This window comes from Proteus sp. fly-1067, from assembly GCF_040139345.1.
Classification (GTDB): domain Bacteria; phylum Pseudomonadota; class Gammaproteobacteria; order Enterobacterales; family Enterobacteriaceae; genus Proteus; species Proteus vulgaris_B.
The window spans coordinates 1-25,264 of sequence record NZ_JBEEUL010000020.1 but is presented as its reverse complement, the minus strand read 5'-3'; the positions used below and the strand labels follow the sequence as shown (position 1 = coordinate 25,264).

The window sequence follows — 25,264 nt, the reverse complement described above, 5'->3', positions numbered from 1 at the left end:
ATCGCCGGTCAGTGGATGCGCATTATAGGGAGATCTCGGATTAGCGCAAGTGTTTATTTCAATTTTTTTTCTGTTCGTTCTCTTTTTGAACTTTGCGTCTATTTTTGATACTAAAAACACCTTTTGCGTACAAAAAATATACGCCTTATCTTTTTATTGTCTATTCGGTATATTCTATCAATCATGCTTAATTGCTCTGCTTCTACTTTTATTACCGTATTTTCGATCCCCATAGTAACGAATAGTAGGGATCATTCTCTCGTCAACTCCCCCCATCCACTGCTATGCTTTTCTTATATACAAAGCAAAATCAAGTACGAGGCAAAATTATGGGGAAATCAGCAATTCGGAACTACTTAAACCTTTCACCTTCTATTGGTAAAGATGTTTTTATCGATGAGACCGCAACAGTTATTGGCGATGTACGCATTAATAAAGATGTCAGTATCTGGCCGATGGTGGTTATTCGAGGGGATGTGAATTACATAAGTATTGGTGAAAGATCAAATATCCAAGATGGTTCCGTTCTTCATGTCACTCATATTTCTCACAATGATCCCGAAGGTTTTCCTCTTATTATTGGTGATAATGTTACTGTTGGACATAAAGTAATGTTACACGGATGCACAATAGGTAATCGAGTGTTAGTTGGGATGGGATCTATTTTACTCGATGGTGCAATTATTGAAGATGATGTCATGATTGGTGCTGGTAGTTTAGTTCCACCAGGAAAACGGCTTGAGAGTGGTTTTCTTTACTTAGGAAGCCCAGTTAAAAAGATCCGTCCACTCTCATCAGAAGAGATAGAACACTTTATCTATTCTGCTAATAATTATGTCGGGTGGAAAAATAATTATTTAGATACTTATCAATCAGCCATTGATAAAGAATAAATAGGATGAAGAGTTGATAACTCATATTCGGTGATCAGCTCTTCAAATTCTTCTTCAATGTCCCAACGATTTCGTTTAAATAATAAAATTCCGTCTCCAACACCAAAACGCTCAATAAGCTCTTGCTCGGTGATTTGACAATTAAAAAGCATTCCATTGATCATAACAGGAAACAGAACACTATTACTCTCAGCTAGCCATGTTTCGCGATCTGGAAATTGAATAGACTGGTTCATTGATTCAATTTTTCTCTTAATACAGTTAAAACAGGATTAATATCTGGTACATACTCATACCATAGTTCAAATGCATAGGCCGCTTGCCCTACAAGCATACCTAATCCATCAGATAAACGTGTACTTCCATGTTTTAATGCGTTGTATAAAAATGATGTCATTCCTGCTTGATAATAAAGATCGTAGCAAGCTGTTTCAAAACTATACACATCATTAGGGATAGGTGGTAAATCATTAATCATACTAGACGCAGATGCATTTATGATTAAATCATAATGTCTATCAGCAACATTTTCGGGGGCTATCGCTCGAATTGTACCAAATTGACCAAATTCTTTTACCAGTTGCTCAGCTTTGGCGAATGTACGATTGGTCAAGGTAATATCACAATCATAATCAAGTAATGGAAGCAATATTCCTCTTGTTGCACCACCAGCGCCAATCACCAAAACAGATCCAACTTTACCAGGCACAATAAAATCAAGTCTGGCTAAATCCAAAATAAGCCCTTGTCCATCGGTATTATCACCAAGAAGAGTACCATCATCCAGTTTAACAATAGAGTTAACCGCACCACATCCCTTTGCTCTATCTGTCAATTTATCAACAAAACGAAAAGCATCTTCTTTAAAAGGGACGGTAACATTAGCACCCCGTCCCCCATTAGCAAAAAACTGAGACGCTGTTTTATCAAATTCATTCAAAGGAACAAGTAAACGCCCATAGCCATACTCTATTCCAGTTTGTTTTGAAAAAAACTGATGAATGAAAGGTGATTGGCTATGTTCGACAGGATTTCCCATCACTAAATATTTTTCCATCAAAATCACCCTTGTCGATATAGTTCACCCGTTAATGCATCTCGAATTTCAGAAGGATTTTGTCTACCGCCAACATCTCCTTCAACAATAGGAATTATATCCTGAAATTGTTCTCTTACTTCTTCAACCGTACGACATGGTGGCAACCCACTTAAATTAGCGCTAGTCGAAACTAAAGGTTTCCCATAAGTTAAACATAACTCTTTGACAATCGCATGGTCAGTTACTCTCACCGCCAAAGAAGAAAATTTTCCAGTTAACCACTTTGGTGTCGTCGACTTGGCGGGAATGACCCATGTAACCGGCCCAGGCCAAGAGGCAAACATCCTATCTCGTTGAATATGTGTTAATGCACTATCATCAATGTAAGGTTTTAGTTGCTCATAATTATCAGCAATTAAAATTAATCCTTTTTCAATTGAACGTTGTTTTAATGCTAATAAGTCCATAACAGCGCGTTCACTATCAGGATCACAGCCAACCCCGAATACAGCTTCTGTTGGATATGCGATAACTTTATTATTTTGTAGTGCTTCTATAATAGTGTTGTTTACAGGTGATGCTTCGTTATTCATGTTCTTCTCTTTTTGTTTGCGGCTTCCCACATAATTTGCTGGCGCACACTAATCTTACTCCCTGAGAAGACCTTTTTTCCATCAATAATAGATAATGACAATACTCACACTCACCATTAACAGGTTTATTATTTAACACAAATTGACATTCTGGGTATTGGTTACAAGAATAAAATATCTTACCAAACCGAGACTTACGTTGTAACAGTTTTCCTTTTTTACATTGAGGGCAAGGAATGATAGTTTCATCTGGTTTATCAATTTGCTCTATGTGTTCACATTCTGGATAATTACTGCAACCAATAAACATTCCAAATTTACCCTGACGCAACACTAAATCAGCGCCACAACATTGGCAAGGTTGCCCTTCTAGCACTTTTATAATTTGGCCATCACCTTGCGGTTTTAATGTTTTTATATAATGGCATTCAGGATAAGCAGAACATCCTAGAAAAGGGCCATGACCACCATTTTTCATGACCAATTCACTACCACACTCAGGGCATTTTTCCTGTTTAGGTTGCTGTGTAAACGGCATATTTTTTGCCATTGTTTTACCTCATACACTTATTCCAATCGAGTATAGCCACCAGCCACAATAACGACTTTTTCTATAAGCTCAAGTTCTAATAAAAGAGGAGCTAATTCAGATGTTGATAATCCACTTTCATGAGCAATAATATCAATGGGCACTATTTCATTAAAACGTAGAAAAGGTAATATCATATCAATTGATTGTTGTTGATTTGGTGTCAATGGCTCTCTTTGAAGATCCTTTTTTTTATTATCAGGGATCTGTATAAACTTTTCGGTTATCGACTCTTGTGAAGGTTCATAATCATTAGTAAGCCACTGCAATGAACTATTTAAATATTCTAAAATATCATCTGGTGAAGATGCTAAATTTGCACCTTGCTTAATAAGTTGATGATTTCCTTCAAAATGAATATCCCCTAATAATCCAGGTAAAACAAATAATTCCTTACCTTGTTGCAATGCATAGTTGGCAGTAATCAAAGAACCACTTTTAATCCCTGCTTCAATAATGAGTAATGTAGCACTTAACCCACTAATAATTCGATTACGTTGAGGAAAATGACGAGCTAAAGGCGGAGTCATTGGTAAATGTTCAGAAATTAGAAGGCCAGACTCTTTTATTTGTGTTGCAAGGGTACGATGGAATGAGGGGTAAATATGTTCTAAACCACTTCCAAGTACAGCAATAGTGACACCATTATTCTTTAGTGCACTTCGATGCCCTATTCCATCAATACCTTGAGCTAACCCACTCGTAATAGTGAATTCTTTCTTTACTAATTCTTGTGCGAAGTAAGTTGCCCATTTATTGCCGTATGCTGTTGCATTTCTACTACCTATTAATGCAATTTGTGTGCTTATTAAATGTTTTCGATTTCCTGCAACAAAAAGCAAAAGTGGCGGTGATGATATTTGCTTTAATAGAGGCGGGTAATCTGAATCTGTAATAGTTAATAATGATGATTCATTTTTATCTAACCACTTTAATGTATTGTTGACAGCATCTGCATGAAGTCTTAAAAATTGATGACATTGCTGTTCTGACAAGCCACAACTTTTCAATTGTCTATCATTTAGTTGTGTGACTGATTGTAAATACTTTGCAATTTGAATTGCTTTATTAATCGGTAATCTTGAAACAGCATTAAGTCTTATCCATATTTCTCTGGCATCCATGCATTATCCTAATGTTGTTTTTAGCAAACAGGATGAGTGCTAAACACACCAAATACTGTCAATCTAGATAATAAATGTCTAGAATAGACGTTAAATCCTATTCACATTTTAGAAACAGTCCGAATAAATTATGGCAGTGTTACACGTATTACATTATCCAGACGAGCGCCTTCGCACGATTGCAAAGCCAGTCGAAAAAGTTGATGCCGAAATTCAAAGAATCATAGATGATATGTTTGAAACGATGTATTTAGAAGAAGGTATTGGCTTAGCTGCGACACAAGTGGATATCCACCAGCGCATTATCGTCATTGATATCTCTGAAACAAGAGATCAAAGACTGGTATTAATAAACCCTGAACTTCTTGATGCCGAAGGCGATACCGGTATAGAAGAAGGCTGTTTATCTATCCCAGAACAACGCGCTTTTATTCCTCGTGCTGAGCACGTAAAAGTAAAAGCCCTTGATTACAATGGCCAGCCCTTTGAGTTAGAAGCTGATGACTTATTAGCTATCTGCATTCAACATGAAATGGATCATTTAGTTGGTAAACTATTTGTAGATTATTTATCTCCATTAAAACGCCAACGTATCCGTCAAAAAGTTGAGAAACTCGATAAGCTAGATAAAAAAAGAGCTAAAGCAGGACAGTAACAGTTAAATTGAAACAGGAAGAAAACGTGTCTGATTCATTACGTATTATTTTTGCGGGAACACCCGATTTTGCGGCTCGACATTTAGCTGCATTGTTATCAACCCAACATCGTGTGGTGGGAGTTATGACTCCTCCAGATAAACCCGCAGGAAGAGGTAAGAAACTGACTATTAGCCCAGTTAAAGAACTGGCGTTAACTCATGATATTCCTGTTTATCAACCTGCTTCTTTAAAACCAGAAGAGAACCATGAATGGATTGTAGAACAACAAGCTGACATTATGATTGTTGTGGCTTATGGGATGATCTTACCTAAAGCTGTTCTTGAAATCCCTCGTTTAGGTTGTCTAAATGTACATGGTTCTCTCCTTCCTAAATGGCGAGGTGCCGCACCGATTCAACGCTCTTTATGGGCGGGTGATAAAGAAACAGGTGTCACAATTATGCAGATGGATGTTGGCTTAGATACAGGCGATATGCTGTATAAAGCATCATGTCCAATTACAAATGAAGACACCAGTGCGTCACTTTATGAAAAACTAGCAGAACTCGGCCCTAAAGCTCTAACGACTACACTAGATCTGATTACAACTGGTAAAATAAAAGCCGAAAAACAAGATGATAGTTTAGCGAATTACGCACAAAAATTATCTAAAGAAGAAGCAAAAATTGATTGGTCATTATCGGCTGAACAAATAGAGCGCTGTATAAGAGCCTTCAATCCATGGCCAATGAGCTTTTTCATGCTAGACGAACAGCCGGTAAAAGTATGGAAGGCACACGTTATTGCAGATGATACAAATCAACCTGTAGGAACTTTATTAAAAGCAGATAAAACAGGTATTTATATTGCGACAGGTAACGGCATTCTAAATATCACTGAATTACAGCCTTCAGGTAAAAAGCCTATGGCTTCTGCTGATTTACTAAACTCCAAGCGAGATTGGTTCACTCCTGGGAAAATCATTCAATAATAATTCTAAACCCTGATATTTATCCTTATCAGGGTTTTCCTTTTTTCACGCCAATGTAACACCTCTCTGGCGCTCAATATTAAACGTTGACTCATTATGAAAACGTCATACAACTTACGTAGCATTGCAGCAAAAGCAATCAATCAGGTATTAGATCAAGGCTTATCTCTAAGCACCGTCATACCCGAACTTCAAAAAAATATTTCAGATAAAGATAAAGCTTTATTACAAGAAATTTGCTTTGGTGTATTACGCACATTGCCACAATTAGAATGGATTATTCAGCAACTCATGGATAAACCATTAAAAGGTAAACAGCGTATTTTACACTACCTCATTATGGTGGGTTTATATCAGCTTCTTTATACGCGTATTCCTGCCCATGCAGCTCTAGCAGAAACAGTAAATGGTACTGTTGCATTAAAAAAACCACAGTTAAAAGGATTAATTAACGGTGTATTACGTCAGTTTCAACGCCAACAAGATATCCTAAATGAACGTTTTCAAAATAGTGAAAGTCGTTTTCTTCATCCATCATGGTTACTTGCTCGTATCAAGCATGCTTACCCTGAACAATGGATGAGTATTGTTGAAGGCAACAACCAAAAACCACCTATGTGGTTACGTGTTAATCAACAACACCATTCACGAGAAGAGTATTTGGCATTATTGGCAGATAATAATATTTCAGGCATTGCTGATAATAGCCACCCTTTTGCTATCCGTTTAGAGAATCCGTGTAACGTTAACCTTCTTCCCGGATTTGCAGATGGTTGGGTAACAATTCAAGATCGTTCTGCTCAACGTTGCGCTGAATTATTAGCACCAGAAAATAAAGAACAAATTCTCGATCTATGTGCCGCGCCAGGGGGCAAAACAACTCATATTTTAGAAATAGCACCTCAGGCTCAGGTTTTAGCCGTAGATATTGATGAACAACGTTTGAAACGAGTACAAGAGAATCTTACTCGTTTAAAACTCAATGCAATCGTCAAAAGTGGTGATGGACGTTATCCAGAACAATGGTGCGCAGGTATGCAATTTGATCGCATTTTACTTGATGCACCATGCTCAGCAACCGGAGTTATTCGCCGTCATCCTGATATCAAATGGCTTCGTCGTAATGACGATATTGAGCAATTAGCTCAAATTCAAAAAGAAATTCTTCATGCTATTTGGCCATACTTAAAATTTGGTGGCACACTCGTTTATGCTACATGTTCTATTCTTCCAGAAGAGAACATGCAACAAGTTGAAGCATTTTTGACATCAACTAAAGATGCACAATGCCATTACCAACATCAATGCTTACCTGAAAAAGAAGGCGGCGATGGTTTCTTTTATGCATTGATCAGAAAAATATGATCCTGTGATAAAAGATGATATCGGATCTAAAAGACGCTACTATTTCAACGCAAGATCATCAAGATCTTGCGTTTCTTTTCTATTTGTTAATCGAATACTCTGAGAAATTACGATGAAAATTATTATCTTAGGCGCTGGTCAAGTCGGTGGTACTCTCGCTGAAAATCTTGTCGGGGAGAATAATGACATTACTGTCGTTGATACTAATGCAGATCGTTTACGCCAACTTCAAGATAAATTCGATTTACGAGTAGTTAATGGGCATGGCTCTCATCCAAGGATCTTAAGAGAAGCAGGTGCAGAAGATGCTGATATGTTGGTTGCAGTTACCAATTCTGACGAAACCAACATGATAGCGTGCCAAGTGGCCTATACCTTGTTTAATACACCAAATAAAGTTGCACGTATACGTGCTTCAGAATTTGTTCGAGAAGCAGATAAACTATTTTTACCAGAAGCGATTCCCATTGATTATTTAATATCACCAGAACATTTAGTTATTGATTATATTTATAAACTTATTCAATACCCCGGTGCATTACAAGTGGTTAATTTTGCCGAAGGCCAAGTCAGTATCGTTGCCGTCAAAGCCTATTATGGTGGGTCTCTTGTTGGTAATGCTTTATCAACATTACGAGATCATATGCCACATATTGATACTCGTGTTGCTGCAATTTTTCGTCAAGATAGACCTATTCGGCCTCAAGGCTCCACTATCATAGAAGCTGGAGATGAGGTCTTTTTTGTTGTCGCATCTCAGCATATCCGCGCTGTAATGAGTGAATTACAGCGATTAGAAAAACCATATAAACGCATTATGATTGTAGGTGGCGGTAATGTAGGGGCCGGTTTAGCAGCAAGATTGGAAAAAGATTATAGCGTCAAACTTATTGAACATAATCAACAGCGTGCAACAGAACTAGCTGAACTTCTTCATGACACAATTGTTTTTTATGGTGATGCATCAGACCAAGAGCTTCTTGCAGAAGAACACATAGAACAAATCGATGTTTTTATTGCGCTGACTAATGATGATGAAGCTAACATTATGTCTGCTATGTTAGCAAAAAGAATGGGGGCAAAAAAAGCAATGGTCCTCATTCAGCGCAGTGCTTATGTTGATTTAGTTCAAGGTGGTGTTATTGATATTGCAATTTCACCACAGCAAGCAACTATTTCTGCACTTTTAGGTCATGTTCGCAAAGCGGATATTGTCAGTGTTTCATCATTACGCCGCGGTGTTGCTGAAGCAATTGAAGCTGTGGCTCACGGTGATGAAAATACATCAAAAGTCGTTGGTCGTCGTATACAAGATATCAAACTGCCACCAGGTACTATTATTGGGGCAATTGTTAGAAATGAAGATGTCATTATTGCAAATGCAAGCCACTCTATAGAACAGGGCGACCATGTAATTATGTTTATCACAGATAAAAAATATGTCCCTGAAGTTGAAAAACTTTTCCAACCTAGCCCATTTTTCTTATAACAATTACTTAGAAATAAGAATAATAGTGATTGTTACTTATAATGGTCTACTATTATCATGTTAGATACTATATTTTTACATAATAAATCTATACTTAGATAAATAAGGGGTGGATATGTCTTTTTTCAAAGAGTTTCGTGAATTCGCAATGAAAGGCAATGTTGTTGACATGGCTGTCGGTGTCATCATTGGTGCAGCTTTTGGTAAGATTGTTTCATCACTGGTTGCTGATATCATTATGCCACCACTAGGACTATTAATTGGTGGTATTGATTTTAAACAGTTTAGCCTTGTATTAAGAGATGCAAGTGGCGATGTTCCAGCCGTTGTACTAAATTACGGTATGTTTATTCAAACTGTTTTCGACTTTGCTATTGTTGCATTCGCTATTTTCTGTGCGATTAAATTAATTAACAAAACACGCCGCCAAGCAGAAGAAGCTCCGAAAGCACCACCTGCCCCATCAGCCGAAGAAACTCTATTAACAGAGATCCGTGATTTATTAAAAAATCAGCAGAAATAAAAACTAAAAGGCCAGTGATAACAATTGAAAGAATCTTTTGTTATCACTGGCCTCCCAGTTACCCTTCTTGTTATGTTTCGCTTTTCTCATAAAACTACCTTTCCCTTTCTTATTTTTTTCTACACGTTGTCTAAATAAAGGATCGTGAACCAACGCTGCTAAAGCATTATCTTTAATAACACCTTTTTGGTGCTGATATTTGCTAGACATAAAAACCTCTTAAATTGTTAAAGAACATAAAAGCATAATACGGTACAGATATTATTGCTTTGTAGCTCCAGATTCAAGTATTTCTAGAATTGAACAATAAGTACTCTCATGAGCACTACCACAACACGCATTACTCAACATCTTTAATGAATCTCGCATTCGCTCCATTTCTTTCAAGCGAATTTCAACTTCTGCTAGTCTTGCATCAACAATATGCTTTGATTCAACACAAGTATGGTGGGCAGGATCAACACGAATAGAAAGGAGCTCTGTAATAGCATCTAATGTAAAACCCAGCTCTTTTGCATAACGAATAAAACGTAAACGTTGGAGATCTTGCTCTGTATATAGCCGATAACCACCTTCTGTGCGTCTATCATGATCCATTAATCCTTGTTTTTCATAAAACCGGATTGTATCTGTTGTTACATTAGCTAATTTTGCAACCTGCCCAATACGATACATGGATCATCCTCCATTGTTAATTATGAATAAGCATAGCAAATAACAAAAAAATAGAATTGAAATATAGTGCGAAGCTTATATTACAAAATAGCAGTATGATTAAACAGCAGAAAATAAATATGATGTAACACAAAAGAAGGTAAAGAGAAAAGCAAAAATAAAATATAAAAAGAAAAACCTTTATTTCCTGTGAATAGCATTTTCCTATAGATATAAAAAAACCGGATTAAAAAATCCGGTCTTTTTATTCGCTTCACTAAATAATAATTAAATTATTCAGCTGCTGCTTCTGTTTCAGAATCAGCACGGTCAACAAGCTCAATGTAAGCCATTGGAGCGTTGTCACCAGCACGGAAGCCACACTTCAGAATACGAGTGTAACCACCTGCACGGCTCGCAAAACGCGGACCTAATACTGTAAACAGTTTTGCCACGACTTCGTTATCACGAGTACGGGCGAATGCCAGACGACGATTAGCTACGCTGTCGGTCTTGGCAAGAGTAATCAGCGGCTCAACGACGCGACGCAGTTCTTTCGCTTTAGGCAAAGTTGTCTTGATTATCTCATGACGAACTAAAGAACCTGCCATGTTACGAAACATAGCCTGACGATGGCTGCTGTTGCGGTTCAATTGACGACCACTCTTACGATGGCGCATGACCTTATCCTTCTCAGTAAAACCTTAACCTGTGATCTTATTCATCAGCGATACTTGCAGGTGGCCAATTCTCAAGGCGCATGCCCAGAGATAGACCACGCGACGCCAGTACGTCTTTAATCTCAGTAAGAGATTTCTTACCAAGGTTAGGCGTCTTAAGTAATTCAACTTCAGTACGCTGTACCAGATCACCGATGTAGTGGATTGCTTCTGCCTTCAGACAGTTAGCAGAGCGGACAGTCAATTCAAGATCGTCTACTGGGCGCAGTAAGATAGGATCGAATTCTGGCTTCTCTTCTTTAACTTCTGGCTGACGAACATCACGTAAGTCAACAAAAGCTTCAAGCTGTTCAGCCAGGATAGTCGCTGCACGGCGAATCGATTCTTCTGGATCGATAGTACCGTTAGTTTCCATCTCGATTACCAGCTTATCCAAGTCGGTACGCTGTTCAACACGAGCCGCTTCCACATTATAAGCAATACGCTCAACTGGGCTATAGCACGCGTCTACTAAAAGGCGACCGATAGGGCGCTCATCTTCTTCCGAATGAATTCGGGCAGAAGCCGGCACATAACCACGACCACGCTGAACTTTGATACGCATGTTAATAGATGCGTTTTCGTCTGTAAGGTGGCAGATAACGTGCTGCGGCTTGACGATTTCGACATCACCGTCATGGATGATATCGGCTGCAATAACAGGGCCAATGCCAGATTTGCTCAAAGTAAGAATAACTTCATCTTTACCATGAACTTTTACCGCCAACCCCTTAAGGTTGAGCAGTATTTCTAGGATATCTTCCTGAACACCTTCTTTGGTGCTGTACTCATGCAGTACACCATCAATCTCAACCTCTGTTACCGCACAACCCGGCATAGACGAAAGCAGAATACGGCGCAGTGCGTTACCAAGAGTATGGCCGAAGCCTCGCTCTAATGGCTCAAGGGTCACCTTGGCGTGCGTCGAACTGACTTGCTCGATATCAACCAGGCGCGGTTTTAGAAACTCTGTCACAGAACCCTGCATTGTGTCCTCTCTTTGGTGCTAAGCCTTACTTGGAGTAAAGCTCGACGATCAGGTGCTCGTTAATGTCAGCAGACAAGTCAGTACGTTCAGGAATACGTTTGAACACACCTTCCATCTTAGCAGCATCAACTTCCAGCCATGTTGGCTTTTCACGCTGTTCAGCCAGCTCTAAAGCAGCCTTGATACGAGACTGTTTTTTCGATTTTTCACGAACGCTGACTACGTCATTCGGGGAAACCTGATAAGAAGCAATGTTAACCACGCGACCATTTACCATGATTGCTTTATGGCTAACCATCTGACGTGCTTCTGCGCGAGTTGCGCCAAAGCCCATACGATAAACAACGTTATCCAGACGACCTTCCAGCAGAGTCAGCAGGTTTTCACCTGTGTTGCCTTTCAGACGAGTTGCTTCTTTGTAGTAGTTACGGAATTGACGTTCTAGAACACCGTAAATACGACGTACTTTTTGTTTTTCACGTAACTGAACACCGTAATCAGAAAGACGCGGTTTACGTGCGCCGTGCTGACCTGGTGCTTGTTCCAGTTTACACTTGGTGTCAATCGCCCGAACGCCAGATTTTAGAAATAAATCTGTACCTTCACGGCGGCTCAGCTTGAGCTTAGGACCCAAATATCTTGCCATTTTCTTTCTCCAACTTTCCTAAAAACGAAAACGTTATTAAACGCGACGTTTTTTCGGTGGACGACAACCGTTATGAGGAATCGGAGTCACATCAGTAATATTAGTGATGCGGAAACCAGCCGCGTTTAATGCACGGATAGTTGACTCACGACCAGGACCAGGTCCTTTAACCATAACTTCCAAGTTCTTAATTCCGTACTCTTTAACAGCTTCAGCGCAACGTTCTGCTGCAACCTGAGCCGCGAACGGAGTAGATTTACGAGAACCACGGAAACCGGAACCACCGGCAGTAGCCCAACCCAATGCGTTACCTTGACGATCGGTAATAGTAACGATTGTGTTGTTGAAAGAAGCATGGATATGAGCCACACCGTCAGAGACTTGTTTTCTTACACGCTTACGTGCACGAATAGGTGCTTTTGCCATTGTTCAAATACCCCGATTATTTCTTGATCGGCTTACGCGGACCCTTACGGGTACGTGCGTTAGTCTTAGTACGCTGACCGCGAACTGGTAGACCACGACGATGACGTAAACCACGGTAAGTACCAAGATCCATCAGACGTTTGATGCTCAGGGTAACTTCACGACGCAGATCACCTTCTACAACGTATTTGGCAACTTCGTCACGCAGCTTGTCGATTTGCTCTTCAGACAGCTCACTGATCTTAACATTTTCAGCAATACCAGCAGCTACACAGATAGCCTGTGAGCGGGTCTTACCGATACCGTAAATCGAAGTTAATGCGATTACGGTATGTTTATGATCAGGAATGTTAATGCCTGCTATACGGGCCACTATGCACTCCTAAATTAGCAGTTATACAGTACCATTCTGAAAAGCCCGTTTTCAGGATACTCAAACAATACTGTATATATTATAAAAGATTGGGCTGGCTAATTTAGCCAGCTCAACCGAACTTTGCAAGAAAAAAATGCAATAAATTAGCCTTGACGCTGTTTATGCTTAGGCTCGACGCTGCAAATTACACGCACGTGACCGTGACGTCTAACAATTTTGCAGTTACGGCACATTTTCTTGACGGAAGCACGAACTTTCATTTTTACTCTCCGTAACTTCTAAAACAAATCACTTATCAGTAATTAACCTTTAAGATTTGCTTTTTTCAATGCAGACTCATACTGACTTGACATCAGGAGAGTTTGCACTTGAGCCATAAAATCCATGATGACCACAACCACGATTAAGAGGGAAGTACCACCAAAATAGAAAGGTACTTTCATTGCGTCACGCATGAACTCCGGGATGAGACAGATAAAGGTAATATACAAGGCACCGATTAAGGTTAAACGAGTCATTACTTTATCTATATATTTAGCCGTCTGCTCTCCCGGGCGAATTCCTGGTACAAATGCACCGGACTTCTTCAGGTTATCTGCCGTTTCTCTTGGGTTGAAAACCAACGCCGTATAGAAGAAACAGAAGAATATGATTGCAGCAGCGTATAGTAGCACATAAATAGGTTGACCAGGCTGTAGATTTAACGAAATCGTCGTCAGCCAACCCCATCCTGTACCATCGCCAAACCAAGAGGTTATTGTACCAGGAAACAGGATAATACTTGAAGCAAAAATTGCTGGTATAACACCCGCCATATTTACTTTAAGTGGTAGATGTGTACTTTGTGCCGCGTATATTCTACGCCCTTGTTGACGTTTTGCATAGTTAACAACGATACGACGTTGTCCTCTTTCTACAAAAACAACAAAGAAAGTAACCGCGAACACCAATACTGCAACCAACAATAACAGGAGGAAGTGCAGTTCGCCTTGCCGCGCCTGCTCGATGGTTTGACCAATGGCAGGCGGAAGACCTGCAACGATACCTGCAAAGATAATAATTGAGATACCGTTACCAATACCACGTTCAGTGATTTGCTCACCTAACCACATTAGGAACATTGTTCCAGTGACTAAGCTCACAACAGCCGTAATATAGAATGGTAGACCTGGATTAATCACCAGACCTTGCATTCCTGGCATATTCGGTAAGCCTGTTGCGATACCAATTGATTGGAATATCGCCAGCACCAAAGTACCATAACGGGTATATTGGCTGATCTTACGACGACCGGCCTCCCCTTCCTTCTTAATCTCTGCTAACCGAGGGTTAACCACTGATAAGAGTTGGATAATAATCGATGCCGAAATATAAGGCATGATACCCAGCGCAAAGATAGAAGCACGGCTAAGAGCACCACCAGAGAACATGTTAAACATTTCAATGATGGTGCCTTTTTGCTGATCGAGCAATTTGGCAAGCACAGTGGCATCAATACCAGGGATAGGAATAAAAGAGCCAATCCTAAAGACAATTAGTGCACCAAGAACAAACAAAAGTCTGCGTTTTAGTTCACCAACACCACCTTTAGCACTCTGAAAATCTAAACCTGGTTGTTTAGCCATCTGTCACTTATTCCTCAATTTTACCGCCAGCTGATTCGATTGCTGCACGGGCACCTTTGGTAACACGCAGACCACGAATAGTCACTGCACGGTTAACCTCACCAGATAGAATTAATTTTGCAAATTCAATCTGTGGGCCAACAACGTTTGCGGCTTTCAGTGCATTCAGATCGATTACATCGCCTTCAACGTAAGCTAAATCAGACAGACGGATTTCCGCAGTCACGAAAGATTTACGTGAAGTAAAACCAAATTTTGGTAAACGACGATATAAAGGCATCTGGCCGCCTTCAAAACCACGACGTACGCCACCGCCAGAACGAGACTTCTGACCTTTGTGACCACGGCCGCCAGTTTTACCTAAGCCAGAACCGATACCACGACCTACACGTTTAGGCGCATGCTTGGCACCTTCAGCCGGAGACAGAGTATTTAAACGCATCTCTTACTCCTCAACTTTAACCATATAGGAAACCAAGTTGATCATACCGCGAACTGCTGGTGTATCTTCGCGTTCTACAGTGTGACCGATGCGACGCAGACCTAAACCAGTCATAGTTGCCTTATGTTTAGGCAGACGGCCGATTAAGCTGCGTGTTTGAGTAATTTTAATAGTCTTAGCCATGGTCATTACCCCAGAATTTCTTCAACGGATTTACCACGCTTAGCTGCGACCATATCTGGAGACTTCATGCTATCTAAAGCGTCCAGTGTTGCACGAACCACGTTAATCGGGTTAGTGGAACCATAGGTTTTAGCCAGTACGTTACGAACGCCAGCCACTTCTAGAACTGCACGCATTGCACCACCTGCGATGATACCAGTACCTTCATGAGCAGGCTGCATAAATACGCGAGAACCTGTGTGGGTACCTTTAACAGGGTGGAACAGAGTACCGTTGTTTAAAGCGACGGTTTTCATATTGCGACGGGCTTTTTCCATCGCTTTCTGGATTGCTGCCGGAACTTCGCGAGCTTTGCCATATCCAAAACCAACGCGGCCATTACCATCACCAACTACTGTAAGAGCGGTGAAGCTAAAGATACGACCACCTTTAACGGTTTTAGATACGCGGTTTACCGCGATCAGCTTTTCCTGCAGTTCGCCAGCTTGTTTCTCGATGTGAGCCATCTTACACTCCTACCTTAGAACTGAAGGCCAGCTTCACGGGCAGCATCTGCCAGTGCCTGGACTCGACCATGATATTGGAAACCGGAACGGTCAAATGATACTACTTTGATACCTTTTTCCAGAGCGCGTTCAGCAACAATTTTACCAACTACTGCTGCTGCTTCTTTGTTTCCAGTGTTTTTCAGTTGCTCAATGATAGCTTTTTCTGTAGTAGAAGCGGCCACCAAAGTTTCAGAACCGTTTGGTGCAATAACCTGCGCATAAATATGGCGAGGGGTACGGTGTACCACCAGGCGAGTCGCACCCAATTCTTGGAGCTTACGGCGTGCGCGGGTCGCACGACGGATACGAGCTGCTTTCTTATCCATAGTGTTACCTTACTTCTTCTTAGCCTCTTTGATACGCACAACTTCGTCGGCGTAACGAATACCTTTACCTTTATAAGGTTCAGGGCGACGGTAAGCACGCAGTTCAGCTGCTACTTGACCAATCACTTGCTTATCCGCACCTTTCAGTACGATTTCAGTTTGTGTTGGACATTCAGCAGTGATGCCTGCTGGCAGTTGGTGTTCCACTGGATGTGAAAAACCTACTGATAAGTTAACCGCATTGCCTTTAATAGACGCACGATAACCTACACCTACCAGTTGCAGTTTCTTAGTGAAGCCTTCGGTAACACCTACAACCATTGCATTTAACAGAGAACGAGTAGTACCCGCCTGTGCCCATGCATCAGCAAAACCATCGCGAGGTGCGAAAGTTAACTGGTTGTCAGCATGTTGAATTTCAACTGCATTATGGATAGTACGAGTTAGCTCGCCGTTTTTACCCTTAATCGTAATTACCTGACCGTTGAGTTTAACCTCTACGCCGGCAGGAATGACGACGGGTGCTTTTGCCACACGAGACATTCTTTCCTCCCGAATTAAGCTACGTAGCAGATAATCTCGCCACCAAGACCTGCTTGGCGAGCTGCACGATCAGTCATAACACCTTTTGAGGTAGAAACAACAGCGATGCCCAGTCCTGCCATAACTTGTGGCAGCTCATCTTTTCTTTTATAGATGCGCAGACTTGGACGGCTTACGCGCTGAATGCTTTCTACTACAGCCTTACCTTGGAAATATTTTAAAGTGATTTCCAATTCTGGCTTAGTGTCGCCTTCAATTTTAAAATCTTCGATATAACCTTCTTCCTTAAGCACGTTGGCAATCGCCACTTTCAGCTTGGAGGAAGGCATTGTGACCGCAACTTTATTCGCGGCCTGACCGTTACGGATACGGGTCAGCATATCCGCGATGGGATCTTGCATGCTCATCTGTCTTTACTCCCGTGATTCAATTATGGTAATTACCAGCTAGCCTTTCTAAGGCCCGGGATTTCACCGCGCATAGCGGCTTCACGGACTTTAATACGGCTGAGGCCAAATTTCCGCAGGAAACCGTGCGGACGTCCAGTTTGACGGCAGCGGTTACGCTGACGTGAAGGACTTGAATCACGTGGCATAGTTTGCAGTTTCAGAACAGCATTCCAACGATCTTCGTCAGATACGTTCACATCTGAAACGATAGCTTTCAGTTCTGCGCGTTTTGCGAAGAATTTCTCAGCTAAATTCGCACGTTTTACATCACGTGCTTTCATAGATTTCTTAGCCATGAATGCCCTGCCTTACTTGCGGAACGGGAAGTTAAACGCTGCTAACAGTGCGCGACCTTCATCATCTGATTTCGCAGTCGTAGTAATGGTAATATCCAAACCACGAACACGATCCACTTTATCGTAATCGATTTCAGGGAAGATGATTTGCTCACGTACGCCCATGCTGTAGTTACCACGTCCATCAAATGATTTAGCGGACAAACCACGGAAGTCACGGATACGTGGTACAGCAATAGAGATCAGGCGTTCAAAGAACTCCCACATGCGTTCGCCACGCAGGGTCACTTTACAGCCGATCGGATAGCCCTGGCGGATTTTGAAGCCTGCAACAGATTTGCGTGCTTTGGTGATCAAAGGTTTTTGACCTGAGATTGCTGCTAAATCAGCTGCTGCATTGTCCAGCAGTTTTTTATCAACAATCGCTTCACCAACACCCATGTTCAGGGTGATCTTCTCGACCCGAGGGACTTGCATGACAGAATGGTAACCAAACTGAGACATCAGTTTTTGGACTACCTCGTCTTTGTAGTAATCATGCAGTTTCGCCATCGTATACTCCAAATTACTTGATAGTTTCTTTATTAGACTTGAAGAAACGGACTTTTTTGCCGTCTTCGAATCTAAAACCTACACGGTCAGCCTTGCCGGTTGCCGCATTGAAGATTGCAACGTTAGAAACTTGGATAGAAGCTTCTTTTTCAACGATGCCACCTGGTTGGTTCAGAGCCGGAACTGGCTTCTGATGTTTTTTAACCAGATTGATACCTTCAACGATAACTTTACCAGAAGAAAGAACCTGTTTTACTTTACCGCGCTTACCTTTATCTTTACCAGTTAGCACGATAACTTCGTCTTCACGACGGATTTTCGCTGCCATTGCCTGCTCCTTAGAGTACTTCAGGTGCCAGAGAGATTATTTTCATAAACTTCTCGTTACGAAGTTCACGAGTAACCGGCCCAAAAATACGCGTACCAATAACTTGCTCGCTGTTGTTGTTTAACAATACACAAGCGTTGCTATCGAAGCGAATGACAGAACCGTCAGGGCGACGAACACCCTTCTTGGTGCGCACCACTACCGCTTTCAGTACATCACCTTTCTTAACTTTACCACGTGGAATTGCTTCCTTGATGGTAATTTTGATGATGTCACCTACATCTGCGTAGCGACGGTGCGAGCCACCTAGAACCTTGATACACATTACGCGACGTGCACCGGAGTTGTCGGCCACGTTCAGCATAGTCTGTTCTTGGATCATTTTAGTGCTCCGCTAAATGTCAACTACTACTGAGCCACTTCCACATTAGAAGAGGCCGTTCAATATCCCATAATACGAGGGAGCGGCATTATAACACCACATTCTCGATATGGACAGAAAAAATAAACGGCTCGTTCAGTTTTGAGCCGTTTATTTCGTACGAAAAGGCTATTTTATTACAGAACAGCTTTTTCTACAACGCGAACTAACGCCCAAGACTTAGTCTTAGACAGTGGACGTGTTTGACGAATTTCTACTACGTCACCAATTCCACATTCGTTGTTCTCGTCATGTACATGCAGTTTGGTCGTACGACGGATAAACTTACCATATAATGGGTGTTTAACCATACGATCGATAGCAACGACAATAGATTTCTCCATTTTGTCACTAACTACACGACCTTGCAGAGTACGGATTTTATCGGTCATTACGCACCCGCCTTCTCAGTCAGTAAAGTCTTAACGCGTGCGATATTACGACGCACTTGTTTCAACAGATGAGACTGTTGTAACTGACCACTTGCTGCCTGCATACGCAGGTTAAACTGCTCACGCAGTAAGTTCAGCAGTTCTGTGTTCAGCTCTTCAACGCTCTTTTCGCGCAGCTCTTTTGCTTTCATTACATCACCGTCTTAGTTACAAAGGTGGTTTTGATAGGCAGTTTTGCTGCCGCCAGCTTGAATGCTTCACGGGCCAGTTCTTCAGGCACACCATCCATTTCATACAGGACTTTACCTGGCTGGATTAAGGCAACCCAATACTCAACGTTACCTTTACCTTTACCCATACGGACTTCGAGCGGCTTTTCAGTGATTGGTTTGTCTGGGAACACACGGATCCAGATTTTACCCTGACGCTTAACTGCACGGGTCATTGCACGACGTGCCGCTTCGATCTGACGTGCAGTCAGACGACCACGGCCCACAGCTTTAAGACCGTAAGTCCCGAAGCTTACATCCGCACCAGCAGCTAAGCCACGGTTGCGGCCTTTGTGCACTTTACGGAATTTTGTACGCTTTGGTTGTAACATCAGCGACTCTCCTTACTTGCGGCCTTTACGCTGCTGCTTTTTAGGTTGAGCAGCCGGTTTTTCCGCCTGTTCAACTGCAGCCATACCACCCAGGATCTCACCTTTGAAGATCCATACCTTAACGCCGAGCACACCATAAGTGGTTTGTGCTTCTGAGGTATTGTAGTCGATATCTGCACGCAGAGTGTGCAGAGGTACACGACCTTCACGATACCATTCAGTACGAGCGATTTCAGCGCCACCTAAGCGACCACTTACTTCCACTTTAATACCTTTAGCGCCTAAACGCATAGCGTTCTGTACCGCACGCTTCATAGCACGACGGAACATAACACGACGTTCCAGCTGTGAAGTGATGCTGTCAGCAACTAATTTTGCGTCCAGTTCAGGTTTACGTACTTCGGCGATATTAATTTGCGCAGGAACGCCAGCGATATCCGCTACGTTTTTGCGCAGTTTTTCAACATCTTCACCTTTTTTACCGATAACGATGCCTGGGCGAGCAGTGTGAATAGTCACACGGATGCTTTTCGCAGGACGTTCGATAACGATACGAGATACAGATGCTTTAGCCAGTTCTTTAGTTAAGTACTGACGTACTTTAAAGTCGCTGTCTAGGTTGTCAGCGAATTCATTGGTACCCGCATACCATGTGGAATTCCAAGGCTTGACAATGCCAAGGCGGATACCATTAGGATGTACTTTTTGACCCATTGCTAGTCTCCAGAGTCTCAGCGATCAGACACAACCACAGTGATGTGGCTGGTGCGCTTCAGAATACGATCTGCACGGCCTTTTGCACGAGGCATAATGCGCTTCATAGAAGGACCTTCGTCAACAAAGATCTTAGCTACTTTCAGATCATCAATGTCAGCGCCATCGTTGTGTTCTGCATTAGCAATAGCAGACTCCAGTACTTTCTTCACTAAACCAGCAGCTTTCTTGTTGGTAAAGGTTAAAATTTCCAGAGCTTGCGACACTTTCTTACCGCGAATCAGGTCAGCTACCAAGCGAACCTTCTGAGCAGAAGAACGAGCGTGGCGATGCATAGCGATAGTTTCCATCTCTTCCTCCTACCTTATTTTTTCTTAGCCTTTTTATCGGCTGCATGACCGCGATAAGTACGGGTCGGCGCGAATTCACCCAGTTTGTGACCAACCATTTCGTCGGAAACGTAAACTGGAACATGCTGACGACCATTATGGACAGCGATGGTCAAACCGATCATGTTAGGAAAGATCGTTGAACGACGGGACCAAGTCTTAACAGGCTTTTTGTCACCGCTTTCCACCGCTTTCTCTACCTTCTTCAGCAAGTGCAGGTCAATGAAAGGACCTTTCTTGAGAGAACGTGGCATGGCTTATCCTCTAATTATTTCTTAGTACGACGATGAACGATGAAATGTTCAGTGCGTTTGTTTTTACGAGTCTTCTTACCTTTGGTTTGAACGCCCCAAGGTGTTACTGGGTGTTTACCAAAGTTACGACCTTCACCACCACCATGTGGGTGATCGACTGGGTTCATCGCAGTACCGCGAACGGTAGGACGAATACCACGCCAGCGACTTGCACCAGCTTTACCCAGAACGCGTAACATGTGCTCAGAGTTGCCAACTTCACCGATAGTTGCACGGCAATCAGAAGGAACTTTACGCATTTCACCAGAGCGCAGACGAATAGTGACATAAGCACCATCACGAGCAACGATCTGAACGTAAGTACCAGCTGAACGAGCTAACTGACCACCTTTACCTGGTTTCATTTCTACGTTATGAACTGTAGAACCAACCGGGATATTACGCATTGGTAAGGTGTTACCCGCTTTGATAGCAGCATCAACGCCAGACTGAACTTTATCACCCGCTTTCAGGCCTTTTGGAGCCAGAATGTAGCGACGTTCACCATCAGCATACAGCACTAAAGCGATGTTAGCTGAACGGTTTGGATCATATTCCAGACGTTCTACTGTTGCAGGGATACCATCTTTGTTGCGTTTGAAGTCAACAATACGGTAAGCCTGTTTGTGACCACCACCGATATGACGGGTAGTGATACGACCATTGTTGTTACGACCACCGGACTTGCTGTTTTTTTCCAGCAATGGCGCATAAGGTTTCCCTTTATGCAGCTCAGGGTTTACCACTTTAACTACGTGGCGACGGCCCGGAGACGTAGGTTTACATTTAACAATTGCCATTGTTCTTTACTCCTCCGACTTACTCAGCGCCGCCGACGAAGTCCAGATTCTGGCCTTCCTTCAGGGTGACGTAAGCTTTTTTCCAGTCGCTACGACGACCAATACGCTGACCGTGACGTTTCACTTTGCCTTTCATCAGCAGAGTGTTAACACTTTCAACTTCGACTTCAAACAGTTTTTGTACAGCTGCTTTAATCTCTGCTTTGGTCGCGTCTTTAGCAACTTTGAGAACGATGGTGTTTGATTTTTCCATCGCGATAGAAGCTTTTTCAGATACATGCGGCGCGCGCAGTACTTTCAGCAGACGTTCTTCACGGATCATGCCAGCATCTCCTCAACTTGCTTCACAGCGTCAGCAGTCATGACGACTTTGTCGAAGGCGATTAAGCTAACAGGGTCGATTGTTGCTGCATCACGTACGTCAACTTTATATAAGTTGCGTGCTGCTAAATACAGATTCTCATCTACATCAGCAGTGATGATCAGAACATCTTCCAGAGCCATATCTTTCAGTTTCTGTGCTAAAAGTTTAGTTTTAGGCGCTTCAACAGAGAACTTCTCTACGACGATCAGACGATCTTGACGTACCAGCTCAGACAGAATGCTCTTCAGAGCACCACGGTACATCTTTTTGTTTACTTTTTGACTGTGGTCCTGTGGTTTAGCTGCGAAGCTAACACCACCAGAGCGCCAAATTGGGCTCTTGATTGAACCTGAACGTGCACGACCTGTACCTTTCTGTCTCCAAGGCTTTTTGCCTGAACCAGAAACTTCAGCACGGGTTTTCTGAGCACGAGTACCTTGACGAGCACCAGCAGCGTATGCAACGACTACTTGATGCACAAGCGCTTCGTTAAAGTCACGCCCGAAGGTAGTTTCGGAAACAGTCAGCGCGCCTTGCGCGTCTTTCATTACCAATTCCATTCCTATCTCCTCGACGTTACGCCTTGACAGCTGGTTTAACGATCAGGTCACTGCCAGTTGCACCTGGAACAGCACCTTTGACCAGCAGCAGGTTGCGCTCAGCGTCAACACGTACTACTTCCAGGCTCTGAACGGTAACTTGTTCGTTACCCAGTTGACCTGCCATTTTCTTGCCTTTGAACACCTTACCCGGAGTCTGGTTCTGACCGATAGAACCCGGAACACGGTGAGACAAGGAGTTACCGTGGGTAGCATCTTGAGTACGGAAGTTCCAGCGCTTTACAGTACCAGCAAAACCTTTACCTTTAGATGTTCCAGTAACGTCGACTTTTTTAACGTCAGCGAAAATTTCTACGCTAATGCTTTGACCTACAGTGTATTCTTCGCCTTCATTCAGACGGAATTCACGTAGTAAGCGGCCAGCTTCGACACCAGCTTTAGCAAAATGACCTGCTTCAGGTTTCAGTACACGGTTAGCTTTTTTGCTACCAGTAGTCACCTGAATGGCACGATAACCGTCTTTCTCTAGATCTCTGACCTGAGTAACACGGTTGTTTTCAATTTCGATAACGGTTACAGGGATTGAAACGCCATCTTCAGTGAAGATACGCGTCATTCCTACTTTCTTACCGACTAAACCAATCATTGTTTCAACCTCTCAATCGCTTGATGACCTGATTAACCTAGGCTGATCTGCACGTCTACGCCGGCAGCCAGATCCAGACGCATCAGAGCATCAACGGTTTTCTCGGTTGGCTCAACGATGTCAACCAGACGTTTGTGAGTGCGAATTTCATACTGATCACGCGCATCTTTATTAACGTGCGGAGAAATCAACACTGTGAAACGCTCTTTGCGAGTCGGCAGTGGGATTGGACCACGAACTTGCGCACCAGTGCGCTTAGCAGTCTCTACGATTTCCGCAGTTGATTGATCAATCAGACGATGATCAAAAGCTTTCAGGCGGATACGGATTCTTTGGTTCTGCATGAGACCAGAGCTCCAACTATTTTTTATAAACGTAAATGATCACTACTCGTACCCATTTCGATTGATGAGAGAGTGTAATCGTTCTGCATATAACTCCCCAATCGGGAGTATTATATTTAATGCAATAAAAAATCTGCATTAGCTGATTAATCAGCCTCACTAAATCAGTGAGCCTGCGCATTATACTTGCCTGAGTGATGAAATCAAGCCAAGAATAAAAAATCATCGATAAAAATATGCTTTATTATTTAAAAAATGAAAAAAGCAAAGGCAATCTTCATTCCCTTTGCTTTAAATAGGTTTGTAAATGTTGTCGATAAGAGAAAATTGACGCCTTTTTTATTGAGGATTATTCTTCAATAATCTGAGCTTGTAGGTAATTTTGAAGTCCTATACGCTCAATTAACTCAAGCTGAGTTTCAATCCAATCAATGTGCCCTTCTTCATCAGTTAAGATTTCTAACATTAAATCTCGGCTCACATAGTCATGAATAGAATCAGCATACGCTATTGCTTCACGTAAATCTTTGGCACCGCCAAGTTCTAATTCAAGATCAGAGCGTAGCATCTCTTCAACATCTTCACCGATATTTAGTTTGCCTAAATCTTGTAAGTTAGGAAGCCCCTCTAGAAATAAAATACGTTCAATATATTTATCAGCATGTTTCATTTCATCGATAGATTCATGGTATTCCATTTCATTGAGACGAGTTAGCCCCCAATTTTTGAACATTCGGGCATGCAGGAAATACTGATTAATCGCAACAAGCTCACCACCTAATAATTTATTAAGGTGGGCTATCATTTTTTTATCACCTTTCATTTTTATGCTCCTTTGCTTCCAGTCTTTTTAGTGTAGACCTTTTATACAAAGTGGAGAGAAAGGAAATTTAAAATTTGTTATGCAACTTCAGAAATTTGAGGATAAAGGAGAGATTGCTCACTTTCAATGATTTGACGAGCTTGACGTACACACTTACCGCAACAATTACCAACAGGTAAGATCTTGCGTAATTCATTAATAGTGTGGATTTGATGTTTGTGAACTGTGGAAATAATTTTTTTATCACTCACACCATGACAAAGACAGACGTACATAATAGCAACCTCATTAACTACTCACATAGCGAATAGTAAATGATAACTATTGTGATTTCAATTTCTATTTAACTTAGGTGTTCTAATCTAATATAGAAACTAACATGATAATAAGAGAATAAATTGAGGATTAGATTTAGCTAAGTTAAAAAGAACTATTTCTAGATACAAAAAAGGGCATCAATGATGCCCTTTCTCTATAACTTAAAGCAGGTTATGGATTAACCTAATACTTTAGCAACAACGCCCGCACCTACTGTACGGCCACCTTCGCGGATAGCGAAACGTAAACCGTCG

General features: G+C 41.9%; 44 protein-coding genes. 6 read left to right on the top strand and 38 right to left on the bottom strand.

Annotated elements, in window-relative coordinates:
• The first annotated feature begins 329 nt into the window (after positions 1 to 329).
• A complete protein-coding gene (locus ABN217_RS18130) occupies positions 330 to 893 on the top strand; it encodes a gamma carbonic anhydrase family protein (protein WP_072071071.1) in 564 nt (187 codons plus the stop codon).
• Here the strand turns inward: ABN217_RS18130 and ABN217_RS18125 are convergent.
• From ABN217_RS18125 to dprA, 5 genes are read right to left on the bottom strand one after another with little or no spacing between them, the layout of a single operon-like run.
• Complete coding sequence (locus tag ABN217_RS18125; protein WP_349459728.1) at positions 869 to 1,129, bottom strand: DUF1488 family protein; 261 nt, start codon at positions 1,127 to 1,129, stop codon at positions 869 to 871. The genes ABN217_RS18130 and ABN217_RS18125 overlap by 25 nt on opposite strands.
• A complete protein-coding gene (aroE, locus tag ABN217_RS18120) occupies positions 1,126 to 1,950 on the bottom strand; it encodes a shikimate dehydrogenase (RefSeq protein WP_196554954.1) in 825 nt (274 codons plus the stop codon). The genes ABN217_RS18125 and aroE overlap by 4 nt, the downstream gene beginning before the upstream one ends.
• Before the next feature lie 5 nt (positions 1,951 to 1,955).
• Complete coding sequence (gene tsaC, locus ABN217_RS18115) at positions 1,956 to 2,525, bottom strand: L-threonylcarbamoyladenylate synthase type 1 TsaC (protein WP_072071074.1); 570 nt, start codon at positions 2,523 to 2,525, stop codon at positions 1,956 to 1,958.
• The gene (locus ABN217_RS18110) at positions 2,518 to 3,075 is read right to left on the bottom strand and encodes a DNA topoisomerase family protein (protein WP_197269674.1); all 558 of its coding nucleotides are present in this window, start codon (positions 3,073 to 3,075) and stop codon (positions 2,518 to 2,520) included. Before ABN217_RS18110 ends, tsaC begins: the two co-directional genes overlap by 8 nt.
• A 17-nt stretch (positions 3,076 to 3,092) precedes the next feature.
• On the bottom strand, positions 3,093 to 4,238 hold the full coding sequence (gene dprA / locus ABN217_RS18105; RefSeq protein ID WP_197269675.1) for a DNA-processing protein DprA: 1,146 nt from the start codon (positions 4,236 to 4,238) through the stop codon (positions 3,093 to 3,095).
• Between the two features lie 130 nt (positions 4,239 to 4,368).
• On the opposite strand from dprA, the gene def reads away from it, so the two are divergent.
• From def to mscL, 5 genes are all read left to right on the top strand, one after another.
• The gene (gene def, locus ABN217_RS18100; RefSeq protein WP_072071077.1) at positions 4,369 to 4,893 is read left to right on the top strand and encodes a peptide deformylase; all 525 of its coding nucleotides are present in this window, start codon (positions 4,369 to 4,371) and stop codon (positions 4,891 to 4,893) included.
• Between the two features lie 26 nt (positions 4,894 to 4,919).
• The gene (gene fmt, locus ABN217_RS18095; RefSeq protein ID WP_196554950.1) at positions 4,920 to 5,867 is read left to right on the top strand and encodes a methionyl-tRNA formyltransferase; all 948 of its coding nucleotides are present in this window, start codon (positions 4,920 to 4,922) and stop codon (positions 5,865 to 5,867) included.
• A 96-nt stretch (positions 5,868 to 5,963) separates the two neighbouring features.
• Entirely contained in the window at positions 5,964 to 7,232 is a 1,269-nt protein-coding gene (gene rsmB, locus ABN217_RS18090) for a 16S rRNA (cytosine(967)-C(5))-methyltransferase RsmB (protein ID WP_072071079.1), read from the top strand.
• 112 nt (positions 7,233 to 7,344) lie between these two features.
• Entirely contained in the window at positions 7,345 to 8,721 is a 1,377-nt protein-coding gene (gene trkA, locus ABN217_RS18085) for a Trk system potassium transporter TrkA (protein WP_036933204.1), read from the top strand.
• A 115-nt stretch (positions 8,722 to 8,836) separates the two neighbouring features.
• Positions 8,837 to 9,244, top strand: coding sequence for a large-conductance mechanosensitive channel protein MscL (gene mscL, locus ABN217_RS18080; protein ID WP_023583476.1), 408 nt, complete (start codon positions 8,837 to 8,839; stop codon positions 9,242 to 9,244).
• Between the two features lie 3 nt (positions 9,245 to 9,247).
• On the opposite strand, the gene ABN217_RS18075 is transcribed toward mscL, so the two are convergent.
• From ABN217_RS18075 to ABN217_RS17915, 33 genes are all read right to left on the bottom strand, one after another.
• Positions 9,248 to 9,454, bottom strand: coding sequence for an alternative ribosome-rescue factor A (locus ABN217_RS18075; RefSeq protein WP_072071080.1), 207 nt, complete (start codon positions 9,452 to 9,454; stop codon positions 9,248 to 9,250).
• A 51-nt stretch (positions 9,455 to 9,505) separates the two neighbouring features.
• Positions 9,506 to 9,919 carry a Zn(2+)-responsive transcriptional regulator gene (gene zntR / locus ABN217_RS18070; protein WP_069368787.1) on the bottom strand — a complete coding sequence of 138 codons (414 nt, stop codon included), beginning with the start codon at positions 9,917 to 9,919 and terminating at the stop codon, positions 9,506 to 9,508.
• 272 nt (positions 9,920 to 10,191) lie between these two features.
• A complete protein-coding gene (rplQ, locus tag ABN217_RS18065) occupies positions 10,192 to 10,578 on the bottom strand; it encodes a 50S ribosomal protein L17 (protein WP_004246940.1) in 387 nt (128 codons plus the stop codon).
• A 37-nt stretch (positions 10,579 to 10,615) separates the two neighbouring features.
• Positions 10,616 to 11,605 (bottom strand): DNA-directed RNA polymerase subunit alpha, encoded by a 990-nt coding sequence (locus ABN217_RS18060; RefSeq protein ID WP_006535513.1) that lies wholly within the window; start codon positions 11,603 to 11,605, stop codon positions 10,616 to 10,618.
• A 25-nt stretch (positions 11,606 to 11,630) separates the two neighbouring features.
• The gene (gene rpsD, locus ABN217_RS18055; protein ID WP_004246942.1) at positions 11,631 to 12,251 is read right to left on the bottom strand and encodes a 30S ribosomal protein S4; all 621 of its coding nucleotides are present in this window, start codon (positions 12,249 to 12,251) and stop codon (positions 11,631 to 11,633) included.
• Positions 12,252 to 12,287: 36 nt separating this feature from the next.
• The gene (rpsK, locus tag ABN217_RS18050; protein WP_002919257.1) at positions 12,288 to 12,677 is read right to left on the bottom strand and encodes a 30S ribosomal protein S11; all 390 of its coding nucleotides are present in this window, start codon (positions 12,675 to 12,677) and stop codon (positions 12,288 to 12,290) included.
• Between the two features lie 16 nt (positions 12,678 to 12,693).
• Positions 12,694 to 13,050, bottom strand: a complete 357-nt coding sequence (gene rpsM, locus ABN217_RS18045; RefSeq protein ID WP_036914623.1) for a 30S ribosomal protein S13 — start codon at positions 13,048 to 13,050, stop codon at positions 12,694 to 12,696.
• Between the two features lie 146 nt (positions 13,051 to 13,196).
• A complete protein-coding gene (gene rpmJ / locus ABN217_RS18040) occupies positions 13,197 to 13,313 on the bottom strand; it encodes a 50S ribosomal protein L36 (RefSeq protein WP_071788572.1) in 117 nt (38 codons plus the stop codon).
• A gap of 42 nt (positions 13,314 to 13,355) precedes the next feature.
• On the bottom strand, positions 13,356 to 14,678 hold the full coding sequence (gene secY / locus ABN217_RS18035; protein ID WP_006535510.1) for a preprotein translocase subunit SecY: 1,323 nt from the start codon (positions 14,676 to 14,678) through the stop codon (positions 13,356 to 13,358).
• A 7-nt stretch (positions 14,679 to 14,685) separates the two neighbouring features.
• Positions 14,686 to 15,120: a 50S ribosomal protein L15 gene (rplO, locus tag ABN217_RS18030; protein ID WP_004246944.1), complete on the bottom strand. Its 435-nt coding sequence runs from the start codon at positions 15,118 to 15,120 to the stop codon at positions 14,686 to 14,688.
• A gap of 3 nt (positions 15,121 to 15,123) precedes the next feature.
• A complete protein-coding gene (gene rpmD, locus ABN217_RS18025) occupies positions 15,124 to 15,303 on the bottom strand; it encodes a 50S ribosomal protein L30 (RefSeq protein ID WP_036914634.1) in 180 nt (59 codons plus the stop codon).
• A gap of 5 nt (positions 15,304 to 15,308) precedes the next feature.
• Entirely contained in the window at positions 15,309 to 15,809 is a 501-nt protein-coding gene (gene rpsE, locus ABN217_RS18020; protein ID WP_023583472.1) for a 30S ribosomal protein S5, read from the bottom strand.
• Between the two features lie 14 nt (positions 15,810 to 15,823).
• On the bottom strand, positions 15,824 to 16,177 hold the full coding sequence (gene rplR / locus ABN217_RS18015) for a 50S ribosomal protein L18 (protein ID WP_023583471.1): 354 nt from the start codon (positions 16,175 to 16,177) through the stop codon (positions 15,824 to 15,826).
• Positions 16,178 to 16,186: 9 nt separating this feature from the next.
• The gene (gene rplF, locus ABN217_RS18010; RefSeq protein ID WP_036933221.1) at positions 16,187 to 16,720 is read right to left on the bottom strand and encodes a 50S ribosomal protein L6; all 534 of its coding nucleotides are present in this window, start codon (positions 16,718 to 16,720) and stop codon (positions 16,187 to 16,189) included.
• 14 nt (positions 16,721 to 16,734) lie between these two features.
• Positions 16,735 to 17,127 (bottom strand): 30S ribosomal protein S8, encoded by a 393-nt coding sequence (gene rpsH, locus ABN217_RS18005; protein WP_004246950.1) that lies wholly within the window; start codon positions 17,125 to 17,127, stop codon positions 16,735 to 16,737.
• Positions 17,128 to 17,159: 32 nt separating this feature from the next.
• A complete protein-coding gene (gene rpsN, locus ABN217_RS18000) occupies positions 17,160 to 17,465 on the bottom strand; it encodes a 30S ribosomal protein S14 (RefSeq protein WP_006535503.1) in 306 nt (101 codons plus the stop codon).
• A 12-nt stretch (positions 17,466 to 17,477) separates the two neighbouring features.
• On the bottom strand, positions 17,478 to 18,017 hold the full coding sequence (gene rplE / locus ABN217_RS17995) for a 50S ribosomal protein L5 (RefSeq protein ID WP_036933223.1): 540 nt from the start codon (positions 18,015 to 18,017) through the stop codon (positions 17,478 to 17,480).
• 13 nt (positions 18,018 to 18,030) lie between these two features.
• On the bottom strand, positions 18,031 to 18,345 hold the full coding sequence (rplX, locus tag ABN217_RS17990) for a 50S ribosomal protein L24 (RefSeq protein ID WP_006535502.1): 315 nt from the start codon (positions 18,343 to 18,345) through the stop codon (positions 18,031 to 18,033).
• 10 nt (positions 18,346 to 18,355) lie between these two features.
• On the bottom strand, positions 18,356 to 18,727 hold the full coding sequence (rplN, locus tag ABN217_RS17985; RefSeq protein ID WP_004246955.1) for a 50S ribosomal protein L14: 372 nt from the start codon (positions 18,725 to 18,727) through the stop codon (positions 18,356 to 18,358).
• Between the two features lie 176 nt (positions 18,728 to 18,903).
• Positions 18,904 to 19,158: a 30S ribosomal protein S17 gene (gene rpsQ, locus ABN217_RS17980; RefSeq protein ID WP_023583468.1), complete on the bottom strand. Its 255-nt coding sequence runs from the start codon at positions 19,156 to 19,158 to the stop codon at positions 18,904 to 18,906.
• The gene (gene rpmC / locus ABN217_RS17975) at positions 19,158 to 19,349 is read right to left on the bottom strand and encodes a 50S ribosomal protein L29 (RefSeq protein ID WP_004238624.1); all 192 of its coding nucleotides are present in this window, start codon (positions 19,347 to 19,349) and stop codon (positions 19,158 to 19,160) included. Before rpmC ends, rpsQ begins: the two co-directional genes overlap by 1 nt.
• Entirely contained in the window at positions 19,349 to 19,759 is a 411-nt protein-coding gene (rplP, locus tag ABN217_RS17970) for a 50S ribosomal protein L16 (RefSeq protein WP_006535500.1), read from the bottom strand. Before rplP ends, rpmC begins: the two co-directional genes overlap by 1 nt.
• Before the next feature lie 12 nt (positions 19,760 to 19,771).
• Complete coding sequence (gene rpsC, locus ABN217_RS17965) at positions 19,772 to 20,473, bottom strand: 30S ribosomal protein S3 (RefSeq protein ID WP_023583467.1); 702 nt, start codon at positions 20,471 to 20,473, stop codon at positions 19,772 to 19,774.
• Positions 20,474 to 20,490: 17 nt separating this feature from the next.
• Entirely contained in the window at positions 20,491 to 20,823 is a 333-nt protein-coding gene (rplV, locus tag ABN217_RS17960) for a 50S ribosomal protein L22 (RefSeq protein ID WP_006535498.1), read from the bottom strand.
• Between the two features lie 14 nt (positions 20,824 to 20,837).
• The gene (gene rpsS, locus ABN217_RS17955; RefSeq protein ID WP_004246960.1) at positions 20,838 to 21,116 is read right to left on the bottom strand and encodes a 30S ribosomal protein S19; all 279 of its coding nucleotides are present in this window, start codon (positions 21,114 to 21,116) and stop codon (positions 20,838 to 20,840) included.
• 14 nt (positions 21,117 to 21,130) lie between these two features.
• The gene (rplB, locus tag ABN217_RS17950) at positions 21,131 to 21,955 is read right to left on the bottom strand and encodes a 50S ribosomal protein L2 (protein ID WP_006535497.1); all 825 of its coding nucleotides are present in this window, start codon (positions 21,953 to 21,955) and stop codon (positions 21,131 to 21,133) included.
• A gap of 19 nt (positions 21,956 to 21,974) precedes the next feature.
• Complete coding sequence (gene rplW / locus ABN217_RS17945; RefSeq protein WP_004246962.1) at positions 21,975 to 22,277, bottom strand: 50S ribosomal protein L23; 303 nt, start codon at positions 22,275 to 22,277, stop codon at positions 21,975 to 21,977.
• Positions 22,274 to 22,879: a 50S ribosomal protein L4 gene (gene rplD / locus ABN217_RS17940; protein WP_023583466.1), complete on the bottom strand. Its 606-nt coding sequence runs from the start codon at positions 22,877 to 22,879 to the stop codon at positions 22,274 to 22,276. The genes rplW and rplD overlap by 4 nt, the downstream gene beginning before the upstream one ends.
• 16 nt (positions 22,880 to 22,895) lie before the next feature.
• Positions 22,896 to 23,525, bottom strand: coding sequence for a 50S ribosomal protein L3 (gene rplC / locus ABN217_RS17935; protein WP_023583465.1), 630 nt, complete (start codon positions 23,523 to 23,525; stop codon positions 22,896 to 22,898).
• 32 nt (positions 23,526 to 23,557) lie between these two features.
• Positions 23,558 to 23,869 carry a 30S ribosomal protein S10 gene (rpsJ, locus tag ABN217_RS17930; protein ID WP_001181005.1) on the bottom strand — a complete coding sequence of 104 codons (312 nt, stop codon included), beginning with the start codon at positions 23,867 to 23,869 and terminating at the stop codon, positions 23,558 to 23,560.
• Positions 23,870 to 24,218: 349 nt separating this feature from the next.
• Positions 24,219 to 24,692, bottom strand: a complete 474-nt coding sequence (gene bfr, locus ABN217_RS17925) for a bacterioferritin (RefSeq protein ID WP_196554949.1) — start codon at positions 24,690 to 24,692, stop codon at positions 24,219 to 24,221.
• 77 nt (positions 24,693 to 24,769) lie between these two features.
• Complete coding sequence (gene bfd, locus ABN217_RS17920) at positions 24,770 to 24,967, bottom strand: bacterioferritin-associated ferredoxin (protein WP_349459727.1); 198 nt, start codon at positions 24,965 to 24,967, stop codon at positions 24,770 to 24,772.
• Between the two features lie 221 nt (positions 24,968 to 25,188).
• On the bottom strand, positions 25,189 to 25,264 hold a 76-nt coding region (locus tag ABN217_RS17915), incomplete at its 5' end, for an EF-Tu C-terminal domain-related protein (protein WP_072077167.1).